Below are 17175 nucleotides of genomic sequence, written 5' to 3' on the forward strand. Positions count from 1 at the left end.
GGATAAGTCCGTGCTCACTCACCCCGCCATCCCAGCACAGCCGAGCCCACCAGGCAGGCATAACGCTACAGATTCACTCGATCACACTAAGGCATCAGGGGCATAGACCCGCGGACCGCCCTCTGAGCAGTGGAAAGGGCTGCAAGAGGAGTCGTGGGTCCGCTACGGCCTGGCCATCGACGATGTGGCCGAGCCGACCTGTCCGGCCGGGTCCTCGTACGCCTCGTAGACGGTCACCTGCGCGCCGGCCTGGCGCAACGCCAGCGCCGTGGCCGCCCTGGCGACTCCGCCGCCGATCACTAACGCACGCATACGAATCGCTCCTTAAACCAAGATCCACTGAATCAGCATTCGGTGAAAGTGCGTTCGGCCAGATGAGGCCCGCCGGCCAGGTTTCTGCGGAAGGACGCCGCGGCGACCGTGGGACGGCCCTGCTGGGGCTTACCGTGCTCACCACGGGCGGCAAGGGGCCGTGTCTCCCCGACGACAAGGTCATCGACACGCTCACGGCTTTGCTGCTGTACGTCCTGGAGGGAGGAGACGAGTCCTGATCACGGGCTCCGTCTCCTGGAGGGCGTCGAGCAGCGCCATCTCCTCGCCCGACAGCCGCAGTGCTCCGGCGGCGATGTTGGCCGCAAGGTGGTCGGGGTTGCCAGTGCCGGGGATGGCCAGGACGTGGGCGCCTTGCTGAAGGGTCCAGGCCAGCCGTACCTGGGCGGGGGTCGCCTCGTGCGCGCGGGCGATGGCGATCAAGGGCTCCGCGTCGGCGCTGCGCGTGCCGGCCTCGCGTGCGGCGCCTGCGATGGCGAAATACGGGACGAACGCCACGCCTTGTTCGCCGCAGGCGCGCAGGAAGGCCCGCTGCTCCGGGGGCGTGCCGATGCCGTACCGGTTCTGCACGCTGACCACCGGCGCGATGGCGTGGGCCTCGGCGAGCTGGGCAGGCCCGACGCTGGACAGGCCCAGGTGGCGGAGCAGCCCGGCTTGGCGCAGCTCGGCCAGCGCGCCGAAGTGGTCGGCGATCGGGCCGGGCCCGTAGGCGCGCAGGTACACCAGGTCGAGGTGCTCGCGGCCGAGCTGGCGCAGGTTCTCCTCGACCTGCCCGCGCAGCTGTCCGGGCCTGGCCCACGGGAGCCACTCGCCCGACGGGTCCCGGCCCGGGCCGACCTTGACAGCGATGACCAGGTCCTCCGGGTACGGGGCCAGGGCGGTGTTGATCAGCTCGTTGGCCGAGCGCAGCCGGGAGAAGTAGAATGCGGCGGTGTCGATGTGGTTGACGCCGAGCTCGACGGCGCGTCGTAGCACGCTGATCGCGCGGCCCCGGTCGCTGGGGGTGCCGAGGTCGAAGGCCGCGCTGCCGGTCAGGCGCATCGCGCCCAGACCGATGCGGTTGACAGGCAGGTCGCCGAGATTCCAGGTGCCCGCGGTCACCAAGGAAGCTCCTGCCGGTAGGTGAGGAAGGCCGCTCCACTGATCAACACGGTGCTCTCGATCAACGTAAAGCGGCGGAGGCCGCTATCGATCTTCCCTGCGAACAGGGGGATACCGGAGCCGAGGGTGACCGGGTTCACCTTGAGGATGAGCTCGTCGATCTCCTCGTAGAGCGCTCCGGCCAGCTCGGCACCGCCGACGAGCCAGATGCTGCCGCCGTCTTCGGCCTTGAGCTGCCTGACCTTCTCCAGCGGGTCGCCGGCGACCAGTTCTACTGCAGGGTCTGGGCTCTGGTCGAGGGTGCGGGAGAAGACCAGGTGGCGCAGGTGCGGGTAGGCGTTGGTGACGCCCGCGTCCAGGCCGAGTTGGTAGGAGCGGCGTCCCTCCAGGATGGTGTCGAAGCGGGTGCGGGGCGCGGTGACGCCGAGCGCCTGGCGGGCGGCGACCGGGAGCGTTTCCGGGTAGTGGGCGATCATGTGGTCCAGATAGTCCTGGGTGGGGGTGAAGATGCTGCCCGTGGGGTCGGTGCCGTCGGTCCCGGCGATGAAGCCGTCGAGGGTGGTGGCGACGAAATACGTCAGTGTGCGCATGGTGGATCCCATCTCTCGGTCGCGTAGTAGTGGAGGCGTTCGTCGGAGGAGATCCGGCGCAGGCCGGCCTTCTCCAGCACCCGCTGGGAGGCGGGGTTGTCGTGGGCGGTGTCGGCGACCGCACGGGTGATCCGCCCGGTGGCGAAGCCCTCGTGCAGCAGGGCACGCAGCGCCTCGGTGGCGTAACCGCGCCCCTCGACCTCCGGGGCCAGGCCGTAACCGAGCCCGACCGTGCCCTCTGAGTCGGGCGGGTCGAAGAAGCCGATGCCCCCGATGACCGCGTCCGAGCTGAGAAGCACGATCTGCAGCGGTCCGAACAACGCCTCGACCGGGGGCGCCTGCAGGAAGAGCCGGGCGATGTCCCGGTCGTCGTCGCGCGGGTAACCCGGGCTCCAGGTACGGCTCTCGCGGAGGCCGGACACCACGTGCCCTGCCTCCGCGAGGGTGTAGGGGCGCAGCTGGAGCCGCGCCGTCTCGATCCTGGTCACCGCGCCCCCCGGGGCCCGATGTGGCGGACGCGCCGCGTCGGAACGGGCAGAGGGCGATGGGTGCAGGGCTGGCTCCAGCGCCTCTTGGCGGGGTTCATCTGCGCTCCGTTCATCTCGTGAAGCTCGCGAACTGGTAAAGACGGTAGGCGCGCGAGAGCTAGCCCCGAATCGGTCGGCATGACTTAAGGCGAGCGGCCCGCCGAACGAGGATGTGGGTAGATTGTCGGGTGTTGTACGGCAGGAGCCCCGAACAGGAGCAGCTGCGGCACCTTCTCACCCGGGCACAAGCGGGTGACAGCGCCGCGCTGGTGATCTCCGGCGAGGCCGGCATCGGCAAGACAGCGCTGCTGGAGCACCTGGCAGCCGAGGCCGGACCGGCCAGGATCCTGCGCACCACGGGGATTGAAGCCGAGACCGAGCTACCCTTCGCCGCGCTGCACCAGCTGCTGCGTCCCGCTCTGGGTCAGCTGGAGCTGCTGCCGGAACCGCAGGCCGCCGCCCTGCGCGCGGCCTTCGGCATGGCACACGTCGCGGGACAGGACCGGTTCCTGATCGGGCTGGCGGTTCTGACGCTGCTGTCCGAGCACGCCGGCGAGGGTCCCGTGCTCTGCCTGGTCGACGACGCGCAATGGGTGGACCAGGCCTCCATGGAGGCGCTGGGCTTCGCCGCGCGCCGTCTGGACGCCGAGGGCGTGGTGATGCTCTTCGCCATGCGCGAGCCACGCCCGCTGGGCCTGCCGGAGCTGCGGCTGGACCGGCTGGACGAGGAAGCTGCCCGGGCCGTGGTCGGTTCCGTCCTGCCCGAACCCCTGATGGCACGCGTTATGGAGGAGGCACACGGCAACCCGCTGGCCCTCATCGAGCTGTCCCGGGCGATGAGCGAGGAGCAGCAGGCGCCCGGTGGTGCGACACCCTCCAGCCGGGTGCAGGCTACCTTCGGCGCGCAGATCCAGCGGCTACCGGAGCCCACCCGCAGGGCTCTGCTGGTCGCCGCCGCCCACGACTCCGGCGAGCTCTCCGTGGTGCTGGCGGCGTCCGGGGTCTCCCCGACGGACCTGGAACCGGCGGAAAAGGCCGGGCTGGTGCGGCTGGAGGGCGCCACGTTGGCCTTCCGCCACCCGCTCGTCCGTGCCGCGGCCTACCACGGTGCCACCTACGCCGAGCGGATCGCCGCCCACCGGGCCCTGGCCGAGATCCTGCACGGCGAGGACCACGCCGACCGGCGCGCCTGGCACCGGGCCGCGGCGGCCACCGGCCCCGACGAGCAGATCGCCCGGGAGCTGGAGCGCGCAGCCGACCGTGCGACCGGGCTGCTGGGCACCGCCTCGGCCTCGGCCGCCTACGAGCGCGCCTCCCAGCTCAGCGCCGACCCCGAGGCCAGGCAGCGCCGCCTGGTCGCCGCGGCCCAGCTGGCGGCCGACGCCGGCCAGTTCCCGCGCGTCGCTGCGCTCCTGGAGCGCAGCCCCGACTCGCCTGACCTGGCCCGGGTACGAGCCGCCCTGGAACTGAACACCGGCTCGGCCCGCCGCGCGGTCGAGGTGCTGCTCACCCTGGACCTCACCGATCCGGCCGTGGCCGCCGACGCTCTGCACGCGGCCCAGTCGGCCGCCGACCCCGACCTGCTGGCGCGGGTGCCCGCCCCGCCGCCCAAGACCGGCCAGGAGGCGTCGGTCAGCGAACGGTTCGCAGCCGCGCACGCCATGCACCTGCGCGCCGACCACCGCGCCGCCCTGGACCTGGCCATCCTCCTGCTACGCCACTGCCGCGACCACGGCCTGATGGGCTGGAAGGCCACCTGCATGCACCTGATCGCCGAAGCGCACCTCGCGCTCGGCGAGCTCGGCCGAGCCGGGCAGGCGGCCGAGGAGGGCCTGCGCATCACCGAGTACGCCGGGCTGGCCCACCGCGCCTGCCACCTGCGCGCCACCCTCGCCGCCCTCGCTGCCCTAGAAGGCGACCAGGACCGCTGCCACTGGCTGGCCGAGGCGGCCCTGTCCCACGCCACCGCGCACGACATCGGCTCAGCCGCGGCCCGTGCCCGCCACGCGCTCGCGCTCCTCCACCTCGGCTCCGGTGAGCCGGAACCCGCCCTCGACCAGCTCGACCAGGTCCCGCCGGGGCCACTCACCGCCTACCTCCTTCCCGACCTCGTCGAGGCCGCCGCCCGCACGGGCACGGCACACCACGAGGCCGCAACCCGCTGCGAGAGCTGGGCCAGGCAGGCCGGCCGCCCGGACGCCCTGGCCCTTGCCACCCGCTGCCGCGCGCTCATCAGCCCGGCAGCGGAAGCGGAAGCGCATTTCGAGACCGCTCTCCGCCAACATAGCCAGGAGTGGGAGCGCTCGCGGACCCACCTGTTGTACGGGGAGTGGCTGCGCCGCCGACGCCGCCGTACCGACGCCCGGCGGCAGCTCCGTGCGGCCCTCGAAGGCTTCGAACAGGCCGGAGCCATCCCCTGGGCCGACCGTGCCCGGGCCGAGCTGCGCGGCACCGGCGAGGTCATCGACCAGGCCAGCGCCACCGGCACGCTCCTGGGCCGCCTCACGCCGCAAGAGCGTGAGGTGGTACGGCTGGCCGCCGCGGGCATCAGCAACCGCGAGATCGCGACCCAGCTCTTCCTCAGCCCCCGCACGGTGGGCCACCACCTCTACCGCGCCTTCCCCAAGCTCGGCGTCACCTCGCGCACCCAGCTCGCCGATATCCTCCGCTGATCCGGGCAGGATGATCGGCCGTGGTCCTTCGCTTGGCCTGTATCGCCGTTATGAATGCCTTCGCCGCGCTGCGGTTGCTGCCGATGGGAGATCGGGACAAGAATGTCGAGATTCTCGCCTTGCGTCACCAGATCACCGTTCTTGAACGGCACCTCGGCGCGCCGATACCAGGGTGAGGTTCGCCCCGGAGGACCGGGCCTTTCTCGCTGCCCTCCTGGCATCGCTGCCCCGCGAGGTCCTGCGCCAGCTGCGGCTCCTCGTCCAACCGGATACCGTCCTGCGCTGGCACCGCGATCTAATGCGACGGCGCCATGCCCGTACCTGCCAGGCATCGAGCGGCGCAAGGCGTGCGGCAGGGTGCGGGCAGCGTCGGCGATGATGAACGCGTCCCGGGCATCGGTTTTGGCGTTGCCCGGGATACAGGTCGGCGATCCGGCGCATCGCCAGCCCGGGAAGGTAGGCGACGTCGTGACCGCAGGCCCGGGCGACCGTGACCGGCAGCGCGCCGATCGTTGCGGGCTGGTCCACCACGACCAGCACCCGGCCGTGAGCGGCGAGCTTGTCGAACATCGCCCGCAGTTTGGGTTCGCTGTTGGGCCGTGGCGCGTCGTGCAACCGCCGGCCGTCGGGGTCCAGGCCCGTTGCGTAGTGGTCGCTCTTGCCGACGTCCCCAGCGGCTGTGGATCTGGGCCACCGACTTGGAACAGGCTCGCAAGGACCTGCCCCTCGCCTGACCTGCGGGGTGGCGGTCCAGGCTGTGCCGGGCCCAGTCGTTGGCGCGGGTGGTGAAGGTGTGCCGCAGAGGAAAGTGGCGATGGCCAGGGCTCACGCCGACCCTCGCATCCTGCCTATCTGGCAGGGCAGCAGCCGAGCGATCTGGGAATCACTGCACCGTGCCGTTACTGGTCGGTAGCCTTCGGCGGCCATTCCGGGGCGGCCTCGCCCTGGCGGCCTACCGCGCGGACGGGATCGGGTCGCAGGATCCAGACCATGAGCGCCAGGATGGGAGGCCGGCACAGGATCTCCGCCCACGATCCGCCGGCTCCCCACTGCACGAGTGCTCCGAAGACAACCAGGACGAACGCCACGGCGATCAGGTCGCGGGCGCTTCGGCCGTCCCGCCAGGCCAGCCACGCCGAGATTGCCAGCATGGCGGGGCTGGCGGCCACCCAGGCCGCGGTCACCCAAGCCCAGAATGTTGATTGATCCAGACCCGCGGGGGAGCGCGCCCACGCCAGCACGTCGGGGAACGACAGCCACACGATCAGCACCGTGCCCATCACAGCGCTCGCGCCTTGCAGAGCCAGCAGTAACCGTGATCCTCGCGGCTCGTTCGGCGGCGTCTCGCTCAACGGGACCTCCCCGCGGTTCGCTGCACCCGCAGTCTGAAGGTCGTCAGCGAACCCGGCCATCCCTGCAAAAGCCACGATTCCGAACCCCGCACCCCGGACATGGCGCCGGAAGATCGGGCTCGTACGACAACGCATAGCCGTTTCGGGAACCCGGGCAAACCGGACGGCTGAAACGGCTATGCGTTGTGATCGCCAGTTCGGAGGTCGCCTCTCCGTCCGACAAGGGAGGGACCTATCGCAGATAGTGAGCCCTTATCTGCGATAGCCCGGGCGCTGTCCTGAGAGAACACCCCGCTGCGGCGCCGGTGACTCTCCCTGCTTATCTGCGATGGGGCAGGAGGCCAGCGGCTATGAGGGACTTACCGGCGCCTGAGGTGGTGCGCTTCGTGAAGTGGCTGCGCTCGGTCATGGACGAGGCGGGCGTGAGCTAGGTGCGGCTCGCCCAGCACCTGGGCATCCGGGACAAGAACAAGATCTCTAAGGATCTGCGCGGCGACGAGTACCTGCCGGCCTGGGAGTACGTGGAGCCGAACTATCTGATCCCGATCGAGGAGATCATCGGCGGCCTGCTGAGTGCAGAAGTCATCGCGGAGGGACGCCTGCTGTATGCGGCCGCAGAGAAGGTCGCCACGCCGCACCTGCCCATCCCGCGAGTTGAGCTCGAGGCGCAGGTGATCGCGCTGACGCGCAAATGCCACCAGCTCACCGAGGAACTCCTCGATACCGCCCGCCGTGAGGTTGAGCTTCGGAACGACCTGGCGGCCGCCCGTGCGGAGATCACCGCAGGTGCCCAGCGCAGCGCGCAGGAACTGGCGGAGATCCGGGCACGCGGCCAGGCCCTGGAAATCGAAGTTGAGCGCTATCGGGGCCTGCTGGCCGAGATGCGCGAACAGGCGATCACTCGCGACGCCGAGCTCACTCGTCTGAACGGCGACCTGCAGCTGGCCCAGACCAGCGCCGGTTACGCCGTCGAACTGGAGGCGGAGCTGCGACGGCTGCGCTCCAGCCGAGCTCTGGTCGACGCGGTCACGGAGGGCGAGTCCCGGGTCGAGGCCTCCGCCGCGCCTGCGGACAGCACGCCGATCTGGGTCTCCGACCGTTCCCTGCGCCGTGTCGGCCCTGATGACAGCCGCGTCTTCTGGAACGACGGCAGGGCACTCGACGTGCGCGCTCTGACCCCGATCCCGCACCTCGACCGGTGGTGGACCATCACCTTGACCACTCTGGCCGAGATAGCTTCCGCCAGCGTGCTCGTGCTGATCGTGGCCGCGGTGCTGGCCGTGATCGTGTTCGGTCCGCCGTTCTGGCTGTGGGGCTGGCAGGGCGGAGTACTGACGGCCCTGGCCCTGCTGCTGCTGGCGATCTCCGCTCCGGCCAGCCGCGAAAACCTCTTCGTGCTGGTGGTTGCCGTGGGAGACGCGGTCTACACATTGATCGCTTTTGTGTTGGGCGCGCCTATTCGGCTGACCGTCTACCTGATCACCACGCTACGGACCACCCGGCCCGTCAAACAACCGCGCCTGATGCGCATGCTGGCATCCCTCGTCGGCGACGACTTCCACGCCTGGAGCGGCGTGCTGCTGTCCGGCAGCGCGGCCGGGTATCTGGTGGCCTGCCGCTCGGGCGTGTACGTGCTGGTGCCGCAACAGGCGTGGCAGCCTGATGTGACCGCCCTGGCCGCCGCCGTGGCCCGAGTGAGCCCGATCCGCGTCGGCGATGACCTCATCCCCGTCGTCGCCGTGGCCGTCTCCGACTTCGCGGTCGCCCAAGACCTACTCGCCGTGAACGGGGTTCACGTCATCCGTACCTCCCAGGTGCGTCACTTGATCACTCGACGCCCTCAGAACATCTCCCCCCAGATCCTCGACCTGATCGTCACTTCCCAGGCCACGACGTCGTTTTAGCCCCTGCTCCTGGGGTCCCCAGGAGCATTCCTGGGGACCCCAGGAGGGCTGACGGCTCGAGCTGTTGCTTGGAAGGTGGCCTGCACCGACCGCCGCCGAGCCGAGCGTGGCCACCATGTGCCACCACGCCGCCCGGGTCGCCGAGTAGCGCCCGATGTCCCCCAGAGTGCGGCCAGCCCTCGGCCGGGGCTCGCTGAAGGCGGTTTCGACGAATGCGGTCACCACCGCGCGGGGAGGAGAAGGAAGGTCAGTGGTTATTCAGGCCGTGTTGATGTTCGCTGCGGACAGGCCCCCTCGTTCATAGAGGTCCGCCCACTGTCTGGTGATCCTCCCGGACGATCATCGCCCAGTCCTCATCTTGCCGCTTCATGCTGTCCAGGCTCCAGCGGGGCGGCCAGTTCCGCTCGTTACCCCAGCGCGTATCAAAGTCCAGCAGGGCCTGGGCGTCATCGAATCGGACACCGCCTTCGAGCCTGACTCCGCTGAAAAAGGTCATTCCGCAGAACCTGGCGGAGGCGAAAGAAGCCTCCTCGCCGCCGAAATCGGTGTCGACGAAGACCGCGCGGCGGCCGAACCGCGCCCCGTGGAAATGGCCACTTTTGTCCTCGAACCGGGCCTTCTCAAAGTACGCGTCGGTGTCGAATTCGGCATAGGCGAAGTTGGCTCCGCCGACGAACCGCACCTCGTCGAAGATCGCGCGCATAGCATGGCAGCCGCCGAAATCGAAGTCGACCAACATGGCCCCGGTCAGATCTATCTGCATCCCGGCCCAAAAACGCGGATTGGCGGGGGTCGTGCGCCGGCCCTCGCGCATATCGTGCAGGTGATCGGTGAGTATGCGTTGAGCGGTCAGGCGTACCTGAAGTTCCTGACGGGGATGATGTTCGCCAGGCTTCGGGCCGGGTTCGGAGGATGGCTCGGCAGCGGGCGGTCTGGCCGGGGGCTGGGAGATCGCCGGGCTGGCAAAAGGCATGCGCAGGTAGGCGCAGATGACGTCGACTACGGTCTGCCGGTGATCGGGGTGGGTCTGGCCAAGACGTTCGAGTGCGTACAGTCCGGCAAGGCGTACGGGCGCCCGTTCGTTGCCGAGCTGGTCACCGGCCTTGGTGTACAACTCGGTGATCCGCCGCTCTACCGCGTCGAGTTCCGACATTGCAGCGACCTTCTCCTGGTGGGCTTGGGCACGCTCGTTAAGCCATTGACGGCGGAGCGCGAGCAGCAGCGCGAAGGCGCCACCAGTGCCCGCGCCTACGGATAGGCCGGTGCGGATGGCATCGATGCGGAGCCCGGCCCTGACCTGAGGTAAAGCCTGATTGGCCTCCGCCAGCAGCCAGGCCGTGGTTGCCCACGTTGCCATGATGACCATGATCACGCCGACGAGCGCGATCCACCATGGCAGTACGCGCAAGGGACGCGGCCGCGCGCTGGACTCGTGGTCGCCGAGCCGATGGAACCTCATGGCAGGCCTCCGAGCGTTGGTCACGCGGTGAGGGTGGAGGTGGCGCGACCGGAACGCAGTTCGCGTAGGTCGGGGATGTGGTTGTACAGCGTCCCCGGCGAGACGCCGAGCAGCTTGGCGATCGAGGTAATCGAGTTCTCCGGGTTGGGCAGCATGTCGCGCGCCGCGCGCAGCAGCTCGGGGGTGATGACGGTGGGGCGGCCGCCGGTGCGGCCGCGGGCGCGGGCGGCGGCCAGGCCGTCGCGAGTGCCGGCGACGATGAGTTCGCGGATGAACTCGGCCAGGGCGGCGAAGACGTGGAAGATGAGTCGGCCGCCGGGGGTGGTGGTGTCGAGGTTCTCGTGCAGGGAGGTGAAGCCGATCTCGCGCTTGCGGAGGTCGCCGACCATGGTGATGAGGTCGGCCAGGGAGCGGCCGTAGCGGTCCAGGGAGGGCACGACCAGGGTGTCGCCCTCGTTCAGGAACGCGTGGCAGGCCGCGAGTTCGGGCCGCTCGGAGCTCTTGCCGGACTTCTTGTCGGCGAAGACGCGCCGGCACCCGGCCGCCTTCAGCACGTCCAACTGACGCTCGAGGTTCTGCCCGGCGGTGGAGACGCGGGCGTAGCCGATACGGATCTCGCTGCGGTGGGCCGGGAAGGCGGCCAGCGGGTCGGCGGACAGCTGCAGGGCGTCGGTCATGCTCGTAACTCTCTCAACAAACGGTCCTCAGAGGTTGTTGAACCGCCGAGGTTGTTGAAGGAGTTTTTGAAGGGCTTTCGTGGCTCTGGGGCGGCTTTTTCAAGATCTGCAAAAAACGAAGGTTTCTTGACGAACCGGCAAGTGCTCAGGCGAACCGGAGGATAGTGCGGATGGCTTCCGCAACCGGCAGAGCGAAGGCACCCAGGAGGTGCAGGTTGAGCGAGACGAGAAGGAGAGCATCAGCTCGCCGCGGGTCCTCGCCGTCCTCGCACGGGGCGTCTGCCGTCGAGGGGGCGTGGGCGTCGCTATGTCATTCCGCCGGCGTCCGTGACCATGCGGACGAGGGTGTCGACGAGTTCGTCGGCGGTGGTGTGCCACTTGGCCGTGTCGAGGTGGCCGCTGAGCTCCATGCCCGCGATGCCGTGGGCGCTGGTCAGCAGCAGGGCGCCGTAGTGCCGTGCGTTCCGCTCTCCCGCGAGGGCGGCGACGATGTCCAGGAACTCGTCCTGAAAGCGTTCGGCCGCGCGGTCGGCCACGGCCGGGTCGCCTTCCGGCCCGCATAGCTGGCGCCGGATGCGATCCATCCCGTCACCGAGCTGCCCGGGAAGGTTTGCGCGCCGCCTGAACAACACCTGGTACAGGTGCGGCTGGTTCCGGCCAACGTCGATGAGGGCGCGGAGAGCGCCGCGCAGCTTCTCGGAGGCGGACAGGGCCGGGTCGGTCCGAAGGGCGTGCACCTGGTCGCCGATCCGTTCCCAGCGTTCGGCCGCGACGGCGGTCAGCAGGCTGTCCTTGCCCGTGAAGTGCCGGTACGGCGCTCCCCGGGTCACGCCTGCCCGCGCGCCCACCTCGCGCAAGGTGACCGCTTCGGGGCCGCCGAGGTCGAGGAGCTCGGCGGCCGCGTCGAGCAGAGCGCGGCGGGTGACGGCGGCGGACTCGGCACGGGTGGTCATGACGCCCATCATACAGTTGACAGCGTCATCTGAACCGGTACCGTAGCCAAGGTGACAACGTCATCTGAAACCCAGAAGTTGATCGTCGTAACCGGAGCCTCCACGGGCATGGGCGCGTCAGCCGCCCGCGAACTGGCTCGCCAGGGATTTCACGTCCTGGCCGGCGTGCGACGCGACCGTGACGCCGACGCCATCCGATCGACCGGCATCGAGCCGGTCATCCTCGACATCACCAAGTCCGAGCAGGTGGAGGCACTCGCCGCGCGGGTCGCCGACGACCCGCGCGCGCTGCACGCGCTCGTCAACAACGCCGGCGTCCAGGTGAACGCCCCGGTCGAAGCCCTGCCGATGACGGAGTGGCGGCGGGTGTTCGAAGTCAACCTCTTCGGCCATGTCGCCGTCACTCAAGCGCTCCTCCCCGCGCTGCTCCGCAGCAAGGGTCGTGTGATCAACATCAGTTCGGTCGGCGGCAAGTTCGCCATGGCCACATACGGCGCGTACGCCGGCGCGAAGTTCGCCCTGGAGGCGGTCAGCGACTCGCTCCGCCGGGAGGTCGCGCCGCTGGGCGTACAGGTGGTCGTGGTCGAGCCCGGCGGCGTCCGCACGGAGATGGCCGCCCGCGGGGTCGAGACGGCGAACCACCTGGCTGCCCAGATGACACCGGAGCAGGACGAGCGCTACGGCAGCCTGGTCCAGGCGAACAACAAGTTGATGACCTCGGGCACTGCTTCAGGCTTGACCGCCGACGCCGCCGCCCGGGTCATCGCGAGGGCCGTGACGACGCGTAGACCGCGCACCCGCTACACCGCCGGCCGGGATGCCGCCCTGATCATGCGCCTGGGCCCGATGCTGTCCGACCGCACGCTCGACCGCGTCCTCGCCGCCAACCTGCGCCGCCACTACCCGAAGGGAGCCGTCGGCCGACGATGACTCCACGAACGGCTCCGTCCCCTGTGGTGCGGCCACCGGTGAGCTCACGGTCGACGGACAACTTGCCCTCCTGCCCGGGACGAGGACTCTCCCGGCGTCAAGCCGCGGGCTCGCTGCACGAGCGTCGCACCGCGGCCAGTCCACGGGCCACGGCTTTCATACGCAGGGCATCCACATCAGGTTCTCAGGCGTCGTCCTCGTCGTCCTCGATGGCGTCCGGGTCCCGGAAGGGCCGCAGGCCCTGACCGGGACCGCTGGCGGTGATGTTGAAGAGGTAGCGGCCCAGGAAGTTGATGTGCCGGTCCTTGAGCGGGGAGAGGCGGGCGACGTCCTCGTCCTTGATGTCGTGGCCCTCGGCGCGAAGCCGGGCCACGGCGGCGTCCAGGTAGCGGGTGTTCCACAGCACCACCGCATTGAGAACCAGGCCCAGGGCGGCGAGCTGGTCCTCCTGGCCCTCGCGGTACGCCTGGCGGATCTGGCCCCGGCCGCCGTGGCAGATCGCGCGGGCAAGCCGGTGGCGGGACTCCTGGACGGTGAGCTGCCGGTTCATCAGCCGCCGGTAGGTGTCATCGACCGGGTCGACCAGGGCGAGCAGGTGCATGGTCTTGTCGATCCGCCCGTACTCGGCGAACGCCGCCCCCAGCGGCGTCGGGTGCCCTTCGCGGCCGAACATCCGCAGCAGGTCGTAGGCCCGCACCTGGTTGGTGATGAGCGACCCGGCCACCCGCAGCATGTCCGGCCAGTGCGTAGCGATCTTCTTCAAGCTGACCTTGTTGCAGGCCACGTCTTCCAGCGGGCCGTACCCGTCGGCCAGCTCCTCGCCGTCGGGCAGGTCGGCCCGCCAGAACCTCTGATCCGAGAGGTCGCGGAAGCGCGGGGCGAAGCGGAAGCCGAGCATCTTGTACAGGCCGAACGCCATGTCGGAGTAGGAGGCGTTGTCGGTGGCCACCATCTCCGGCTTCACCCCGCCGTCCAGGTTCAGCAGGGTGTCCAGGGTGTAGAGGCTGTCGCGCGGGGTGCCGCGCACGACCATCGCGCCGATCCCGGCGACCTGGTCGTTGACGGCATTCAGCCAGGTCACACCGCGTTTGTAGCCGTAGTACTTGGGTGACGGGCCGGTGTTGATGCTCTTGACGGGGACGACGAAGCGCAGGCCGTCGACGGAGGCGAGCAGCCCGCCGCCCCACATCTGGGCCAGCTCGATGCGGGACTGCGCGCCGATCAGCGCGGCGTTCGCCGCGGCGATGGTGTCGGCGCGCACGTAGTTCTGGTCGACGTGCGAGAGCCGCGAGCGGGTCAGCGCCTTGTTGTTCGGGTCGATGACCGGGGTCAGCCCGATGTTGCAGCTCTGGGAGACCAGCAGGGCGACCAGGGAGACGAGCAGCCCCTCCATGCGGGTGCGCCGGTCGGAGACGTGCCCGAAGGAGTCGAGGAACGAAGTCCAGGAGTGGACCTCGAACAGCAGGTCCGGCAGGTCGATCCTGGGCAGCATCGCCTCCGTGGTGGCCTTCAGCCAGGTCAGCGACTCCGGCTCGCCCACCGCGCCGAGCTTGTCCACCGACAGGCGGGCCCGTCCCCCGCCCTCGGGAATGACGATCTCCACCTTCGCGTCGGCGCCGGCCTCTTCCAGGCGGTCGGCCATCTGCCGCCACGCCGCATCCAGCCCGCGCGTGAGCTGGGCCAGGTGCTCGGCCGCGTCCTCGGTCAGAGACAGGCCCGCGAGCACGTCCGGGCGCACCGCCTCCCACCGCGGACCGTCCAGCAGCCGAGCGCGCCGGTCCGCCCACCGGTTCGAGGGGGCCGCGAAGACGTCGCGCCGGTTCAGGGCGCGGTGCAGATGCTCCAGCACGCACACCACGTACGCGTCCCGGTCCACTGCGCCCTGGGGCAGCTTGGCGTTGGAGAACACCGCCCGGCGCCACATCGCGGGCACCAGGTCGGCGTCGACCTCGCGGGGCAGCAGCGGCCGGTCCTTGACCCGGCGGCGCGAAAGCGCGGGCAGGCGGCGCACGGCCTTGAGGATGCGCCGCCCGGCTGGGGCCGCATCCAGCGCGTCCGACTCGCCCAGCAGGGACAGGAACGGGCGCACAGTGTTGTAGCGCGAGGCCAGATTCTCGCGCATCGCGGCCTCGGCCGACCCGTCGTCCTCCGGCACCAGGGCCTCCACCGTCGCGACGGCCCCGGCCACCGCCGTACGCGGCACGGCCTCCTCCACCGCCGCCCAGAGTGCGGCGACGTCCAGGTCCGCGTCGTGCTCGGCGACCAGGTCCAGCTCCTCGGTGAGGATCTTCGACGCCTTCGCCAGGATGCGCGCCGCCTTCTCCAACTGCGGCAGCATTGCCAACCGCTCCCGCTCCGAGGCCCGCCGCGCGGGGCTGATCATCCGGTTCGCCATCAGCACCGCGAACAGGTCCAGCGCGTCATCGACCGCCTGCGCCTCCAGCTGACGCACCACCGCCGTCAGCAGCGCCGTGCGCCGCGGCTCCGGTGCCCGCTCGATCGTCTGCGCTTTGCTGAGCTGCCCGTACCGGGCCAGCGTGGACAGCCGGTTCACCGGCACCCTTGAGAGGTTCACCCGTCCCAGGGCGAACGCGGAGATCTCCTCCACCCGCTCCATCGCGCGCACCATCGCGGTGCCCGTCGACTTCACCGGAGGCGTGCGCAGCCGCTCCAGCTCCGAGACCCGCCTGCCCTCCGGCACCACCAGCAGCTGAGCCAGCGCCGGCGCGAGCGCGGGATCGGCCCGGTGCGCGGCACGGGCCACCGCCTCGTACAGCCGCCGCTCGGCCGCCGTGCGCGCCTCCGACACCTGCCGGGCCAACACCGACACCCCCGGCAGCAGCACCCGGTTCCTCCGCAGCCACGTCACCGCATGGTTGAACAGCGCCACCGGTCCCTCGGCATGCGTCCACGCCCGCCCGTACAGGAACCCGCGGAACTCCCGCCCCCACCGCCGGTCGGTGAAGTCCCGGTACTTGAACCGCTCCTGGATCTCCTCCGCGTGCTCGTACGGCGTCCTGCGCCGCTCCGGGTACCGCTTCACGCACGACGCGTCGGCGATGCCGAGCTGCCCGGCCAGGTACTCCACGACCTCCCACGGCACCGCCAGCGGGTCATCGCCCAGGAACCGGCCGATGTAGCGGACCGTGCAGATCTGCACCGCCATCCCCAGCCGGTGCGCGTCCGTACGCCGCAGCGCGATCAGATCACGGTCGTCATCGTCGAGGAAGAAGAACCGCTCCAGCTCCGGGCGCGTGGGCACCTCGGTGAACGTCCCGTACGCCTCGGCCTGCTCATCAGTCAGAAACTCCACCGGCACGACCGGACCGTAGCCAGCGCCGGCGCCCGCCCAACGATCTTTCCGTGAACCCCGACGGCACCCTCGACAGGTGTGCTAGCCGACCAAGATCAATCTCAACGGCACTTTCTGCACCGCAACTACTCACACCCGGACCGCGTCGCTATAGCGGTATCCCCGTCTCATGCGGGGGATGGTAGACCTCCTTAGCGCGACAGACCGGCCAAAAACCATTACCTCTCGTATGTCAGGTGTTCCATGGCCCAGGCAAAGCGGGACTGACCGACGCCAGCCGGACCTATCCACGCCGCCCTCCTGAGACAGAAGTGACCGACGGGCGCATAGTGATACATCGGGCATGGCAACATTTCTGGAGTGAATGCGGTCAAGCAGGTGCCTCGGGGCGGGGATCGGCTGATCCGTGTGTCGATGACGGTCGTGGTGCTGGCGGTCGCGGCGGTGGCGGCGTGGGTGTCGTACTGGCATGCGGTGGCGGTGATCGAGAAGTACGGTGCCGAGGACGAGTTGTCGGCGCATCTTGTCCCGGCGACGGTGGACGGCATGATCTACGCCTCCTCGATGGTGCTGTTGTGGTGTGCCCGCTACCGCCTGGCGGTGCCGGCGCTGGCCCGCTGGGCGCTGGCGTTGGGGGTGGCCGCGACGCTGGCGGCGAACATCTTGCACGGGATTGAGCGGGGACCCCTGGCCGCGGCGCTGGCCGCGTGGCCGGCGATCGCGTTGGTGATCTCGTACGAGCTGATCATGTGGGTGGTCCGCTCGGGTCGCGAGCTCGCCGATCGCGCGCACGACTCGGGGCAGCCGGAGCGAGCGCTCGCCGAGCCCGCACCCCCGAGCGTCGCCTCGGACCAGGCGCCGCGGGTGCCGCGGCCGGGACCGGTGGTGCACGCCACGCCGCAGGTCGATCAAGGCGAGCCGACGCGGGAACCCGGCGAGCGCCGGTCAGCGTCCGCCGAGCCCGAATCGGCGGCCACATCGGCAGGCCAAGACGCGTCGGCGGGCGAGGCCCGGGAGGACGGCGACCGGCGAGCCCAGGTGGCGGCCCTGCTCGCTCAGGATCCGAACATGACCGGGGCCGCGCTCGCCCGTGCGCTCGGGGTACACGAGACCACCGGGCGCAAGTACCGCCGCGAAGCACTCAACGGCAACGGCCGCTTCACATAGCGCCAAAACCGGGGCACAGCGCGGGAGGGGCGTCGGGCGACCATCGGCGACACCGGACGCTCCCCCTCCTCCGCGTCGACCCTGCCGAACGGCGACGCCTGGAGGGAGATCCGCGGCACACTGATCGCTGCGCCACCGTGTCCCGGAAACCTGCGAAGTGCCGACACCCTTCGTGAACTCGGCACTTCCCCGTAACGGGG

14 protein-coding genes and 1 pseudogene are annotated in these 17175 nt (G+C 70.1%); 5 read left to right on the forward strand and 10 right to left on the reverse strand.

Annotated features, from left to right (window positions below; all coding sequences use genetic code 11):
• Window positions 1-162: 162 nt before the first annotated feature.
• The 4 genes from EJK15_RS36450 to EJK15_RS36465 all read right to left on the reverse strand — a co-directional run bounded on the left by EJK15_RS36450 (window position 163) and on the right by EJK15_RS36465 (window position 2509).
• Window positions 163-312 (reverse strand): FAD-dependent oxidoreductase, encoded by a 150-nt coding sequence (locus EJK15_RS36450; RefSeq protein WP_138715036.1) that lies wholly within the window; start codon window positions 310-312, stop codon window positions 163-165.
• Window positions 313-504: 192 nt separating this feature from the next.
• Window positions 505-1431, reverse strand: a complete 927-nt coding sequence (locus tag EJK15_RS36455) for an aldo/keto reductase (protein WP_206061314.1) — start codon at window positions 1429-1431, stop codon at window positions 505-507.
• Window positions 1428-2021, reverse strand: coding sequence for a dihydrofolate reductase family protein (locus EJK15_RS36460; protein WP_138715037.1), 594 nt, complete (start codon window positions 2019-2021; stop codon window positions 1428-1430). Before EJK15_RS36460 ends, EJK15_RS36455 begins: the two co-directional genes overlap by 4 nt.
• Complete coding sequence (locus tag EJK15_RS36465) at window positions 2009-2509, reverse strand: GNAT family N-acetyltransferase (RefSeq protein ID WP_171074724.1); 501 nt, start codon at window positions 2507-2509, stop codon at window positions 2009-2011. Before EJK15_RS36465 ends, EJK15_RS36460 begins: the two co-directional genes overlap by 13 nt.
• A 230-nt stretch (window positions 2510-2739) precedes the next feature.
• Between EJK15_RS36465 and EJK15_RS36470 the strand changes: the two genes are divergently transcribed.
• Window positions 2740-5220: an ATP-binding protein gene (locus tag EJK15_RS36470; protein WP_420847121.1), complete on the forward strand. Its 2481-nt coding sequence runs from the start codon at window positions 2740-2742 to the stop codon at window positions 5218-5220.
• Between the two features lie 20 nt (window positions 5221-5240).
• A complete protein-coding gene (locus EJK15_RS73140) occupies window positions 5241-5396 on the forward strand; it encodes a hypothetical protein (protein WP_206061315.1) in 156 nt (51 codons plus the stop codon).
• 162 nt (window positions 5397-5558) lie between these two features.
• Here EJK15_RS73140 and EJK15_RS36480 read toward each other — a convergent pair.
• Both EJK15_RS36480 and EJK15_RS36485 read right to left on the reverse strand, forming a co-directional pair.
• Window positions 5559-5889 (reverse strand): annotated as a pseudogene (locus EJK15_RS36480) (IS110 family transposase); the annotation flags it as partial.
• Between the two features lie 230 nt (window positions 5890-6119).
• Window positions 6120-6572 (reverse strand): hypothetical protein, encoded by a 453-nt coding sequence (locus EJK15_RS36485; RefSeq protein ID WP_138715040.1) that lies wholly within the window; start codon window positions 6570-6572, stop codon window positions 6120-6122.
• Window positions 6573-7003: 431 nt separating this feature from the next.
• Between EJK15_RS36485 and EJK15_RS36490 the strand changes: the two genes are divergently transcribed.
• Window positions 7004-8476, forward strand: coding sequence for an AAA family ATPase (locus tag EJK15_RS36490; RefSeq protein ID WP_138715041.1), 1473 nt, complete (start codon window positions 7004-7006; stop codon window positions 8474-8476).
• Between the two features lie 298 nt (window positions 8477-8774).
• Here the strand turns inward: EJK15_RS36490 and EJK15_RS36495 are convergent, their stop codons facing one another.
• The 3 genes from EJK15_RS36495 to EJK15_RS36505 all read right to left on the reverse strand — a co-directional run bounded on the left by EJK15_RS36495 (window position 8775) and on the right by EJK15_RS36505 (window position 11565).
• Window positions 8775-9935 (reverse strand): pentapeptide repeat-containing protein, encoded by a 1161-nt coding sequence (locus EJK15_RS36495; protein WP_138715042.1) that lies wholly within the window; start codon window positions 9933-9935, stop codon window positions 8775-8777.
• Between the two features lie 20 nt (window positions 9936-9955).
• Entirely contained in the window at window positions 9956-10612 is a 657-nt protein-coding gene (locus tag EJK15_RS36500; RefSeq protein WP_138715043.1) for a recombinase family protein, read from the reverse strand.
• A gap of 305 nt (window positions 10613-10917) precedes the next feature.
• Window positions 10918-11565: a TetR/AcrR family transcriptional regulator gene (locus tag EJK15_RS36505; RefSeq protein ID WP_206061316.1), complete on the reverse strand. Its 648-nt coding sequence runs from the start codon at window positions 11563-11565 to the stop codon at window positions 10918-10920.
• A 51-nt stretch (window positions 11566-11616) separates the two neighbouring features.
• On the opposite strand from EJK15_RS36505, the gene EJK15_RS36510 reads away from it, so the two are divergent.
• On the forward strand, window positions 11617-12495 hold the full coding sequence (locus tag EJK15_RS36510; RefSeq protein ID WP_138715045.1) for an SDR family NAD(P)-dependent oxidoreductase: 879 nt from the start codon (window positions 11617-11619) through the stop codon (window positions 12493-12495).
• 184 nt (window positions 12496-12679) lie between these two features.
• On the opposite strand, the gene EJK15_RS36515 is transcribed toward EJK15_RS36510, so the two are convergent.
• The gene (locus EJK15_RS36515; protein WP_138715046.1) at window positions 12680-15814 is read right to left on the reverse strand and encodes a Tn3 family transposase; all 3135 of its coding nucleotides are present in this window, start codon (window positions 15812-15814) and stop codon (window positions 12680-12682) included.
• 354 nt (window positions 15815-16168) lie between these two features.
• Between EJK15_RS36515 and EJK15_RS36520 the strand changes: the two genes are divergently transcribed.
• Complete coding sequence (locus EJK15_RS36520) at window positions 16169-16975, forward strand: DUF2637 domain-containing protein (RefSeq protein ID WP_138715047.1); 807 nt, start codon at window positions 16169-16171, stop codon at window positions 16973-16975.
• Window positions 16976-17175: the final 200 nt, after the last annotated feature.

This window comes from Nonomuraea basaltis, from assembly GCF_005893125.1.
GTDB classification, from domain to species: Bacteria; Actinomycetota; Actinomycetes; order Streptosporangiales; family Streptosporangiaceae; genus Nonomuraea; species Nonomuraea basaltis.

Coding starts and splice junctions, on each gene's coding strand:
- EJK15_RS36450 (WP_138715036.1), bottom strand. CDS start 312: ATGCGTGCGTTAGTGATCGGCGGCGGAGTCGCCAGGGCGGCCACGGCG.
- EJK15_RS36460 (WP_138715037.1), bottom strand. CDS start 2,021: ATGCGCACACTGACGTATTTCGTCGCCACCACCCTCGACGGCTTCATC.
- EJK15_RS36495 (WP_138715042.1), bottom strand. CDS start 9,935: ATGAGGTTCCATCGGCTCGGCGACCACGAGTCCAGCGCGCGGCCGCGT.
- EJK15_RS36500 (WP_138715043.1), bottom strand. CDS start 10,612: ATGACCGACGCCCTGCAGCTGTCCGCCGACCCGCTGGCCGCCTTCCCG.
- EJK15_RS36505 (WP_206061316.1), bottom strand. CDS start 11,565: ATGACCACCCGTGCCGAGTCCGCCGCCGTCACCCGCCGCGCTCTGCTC.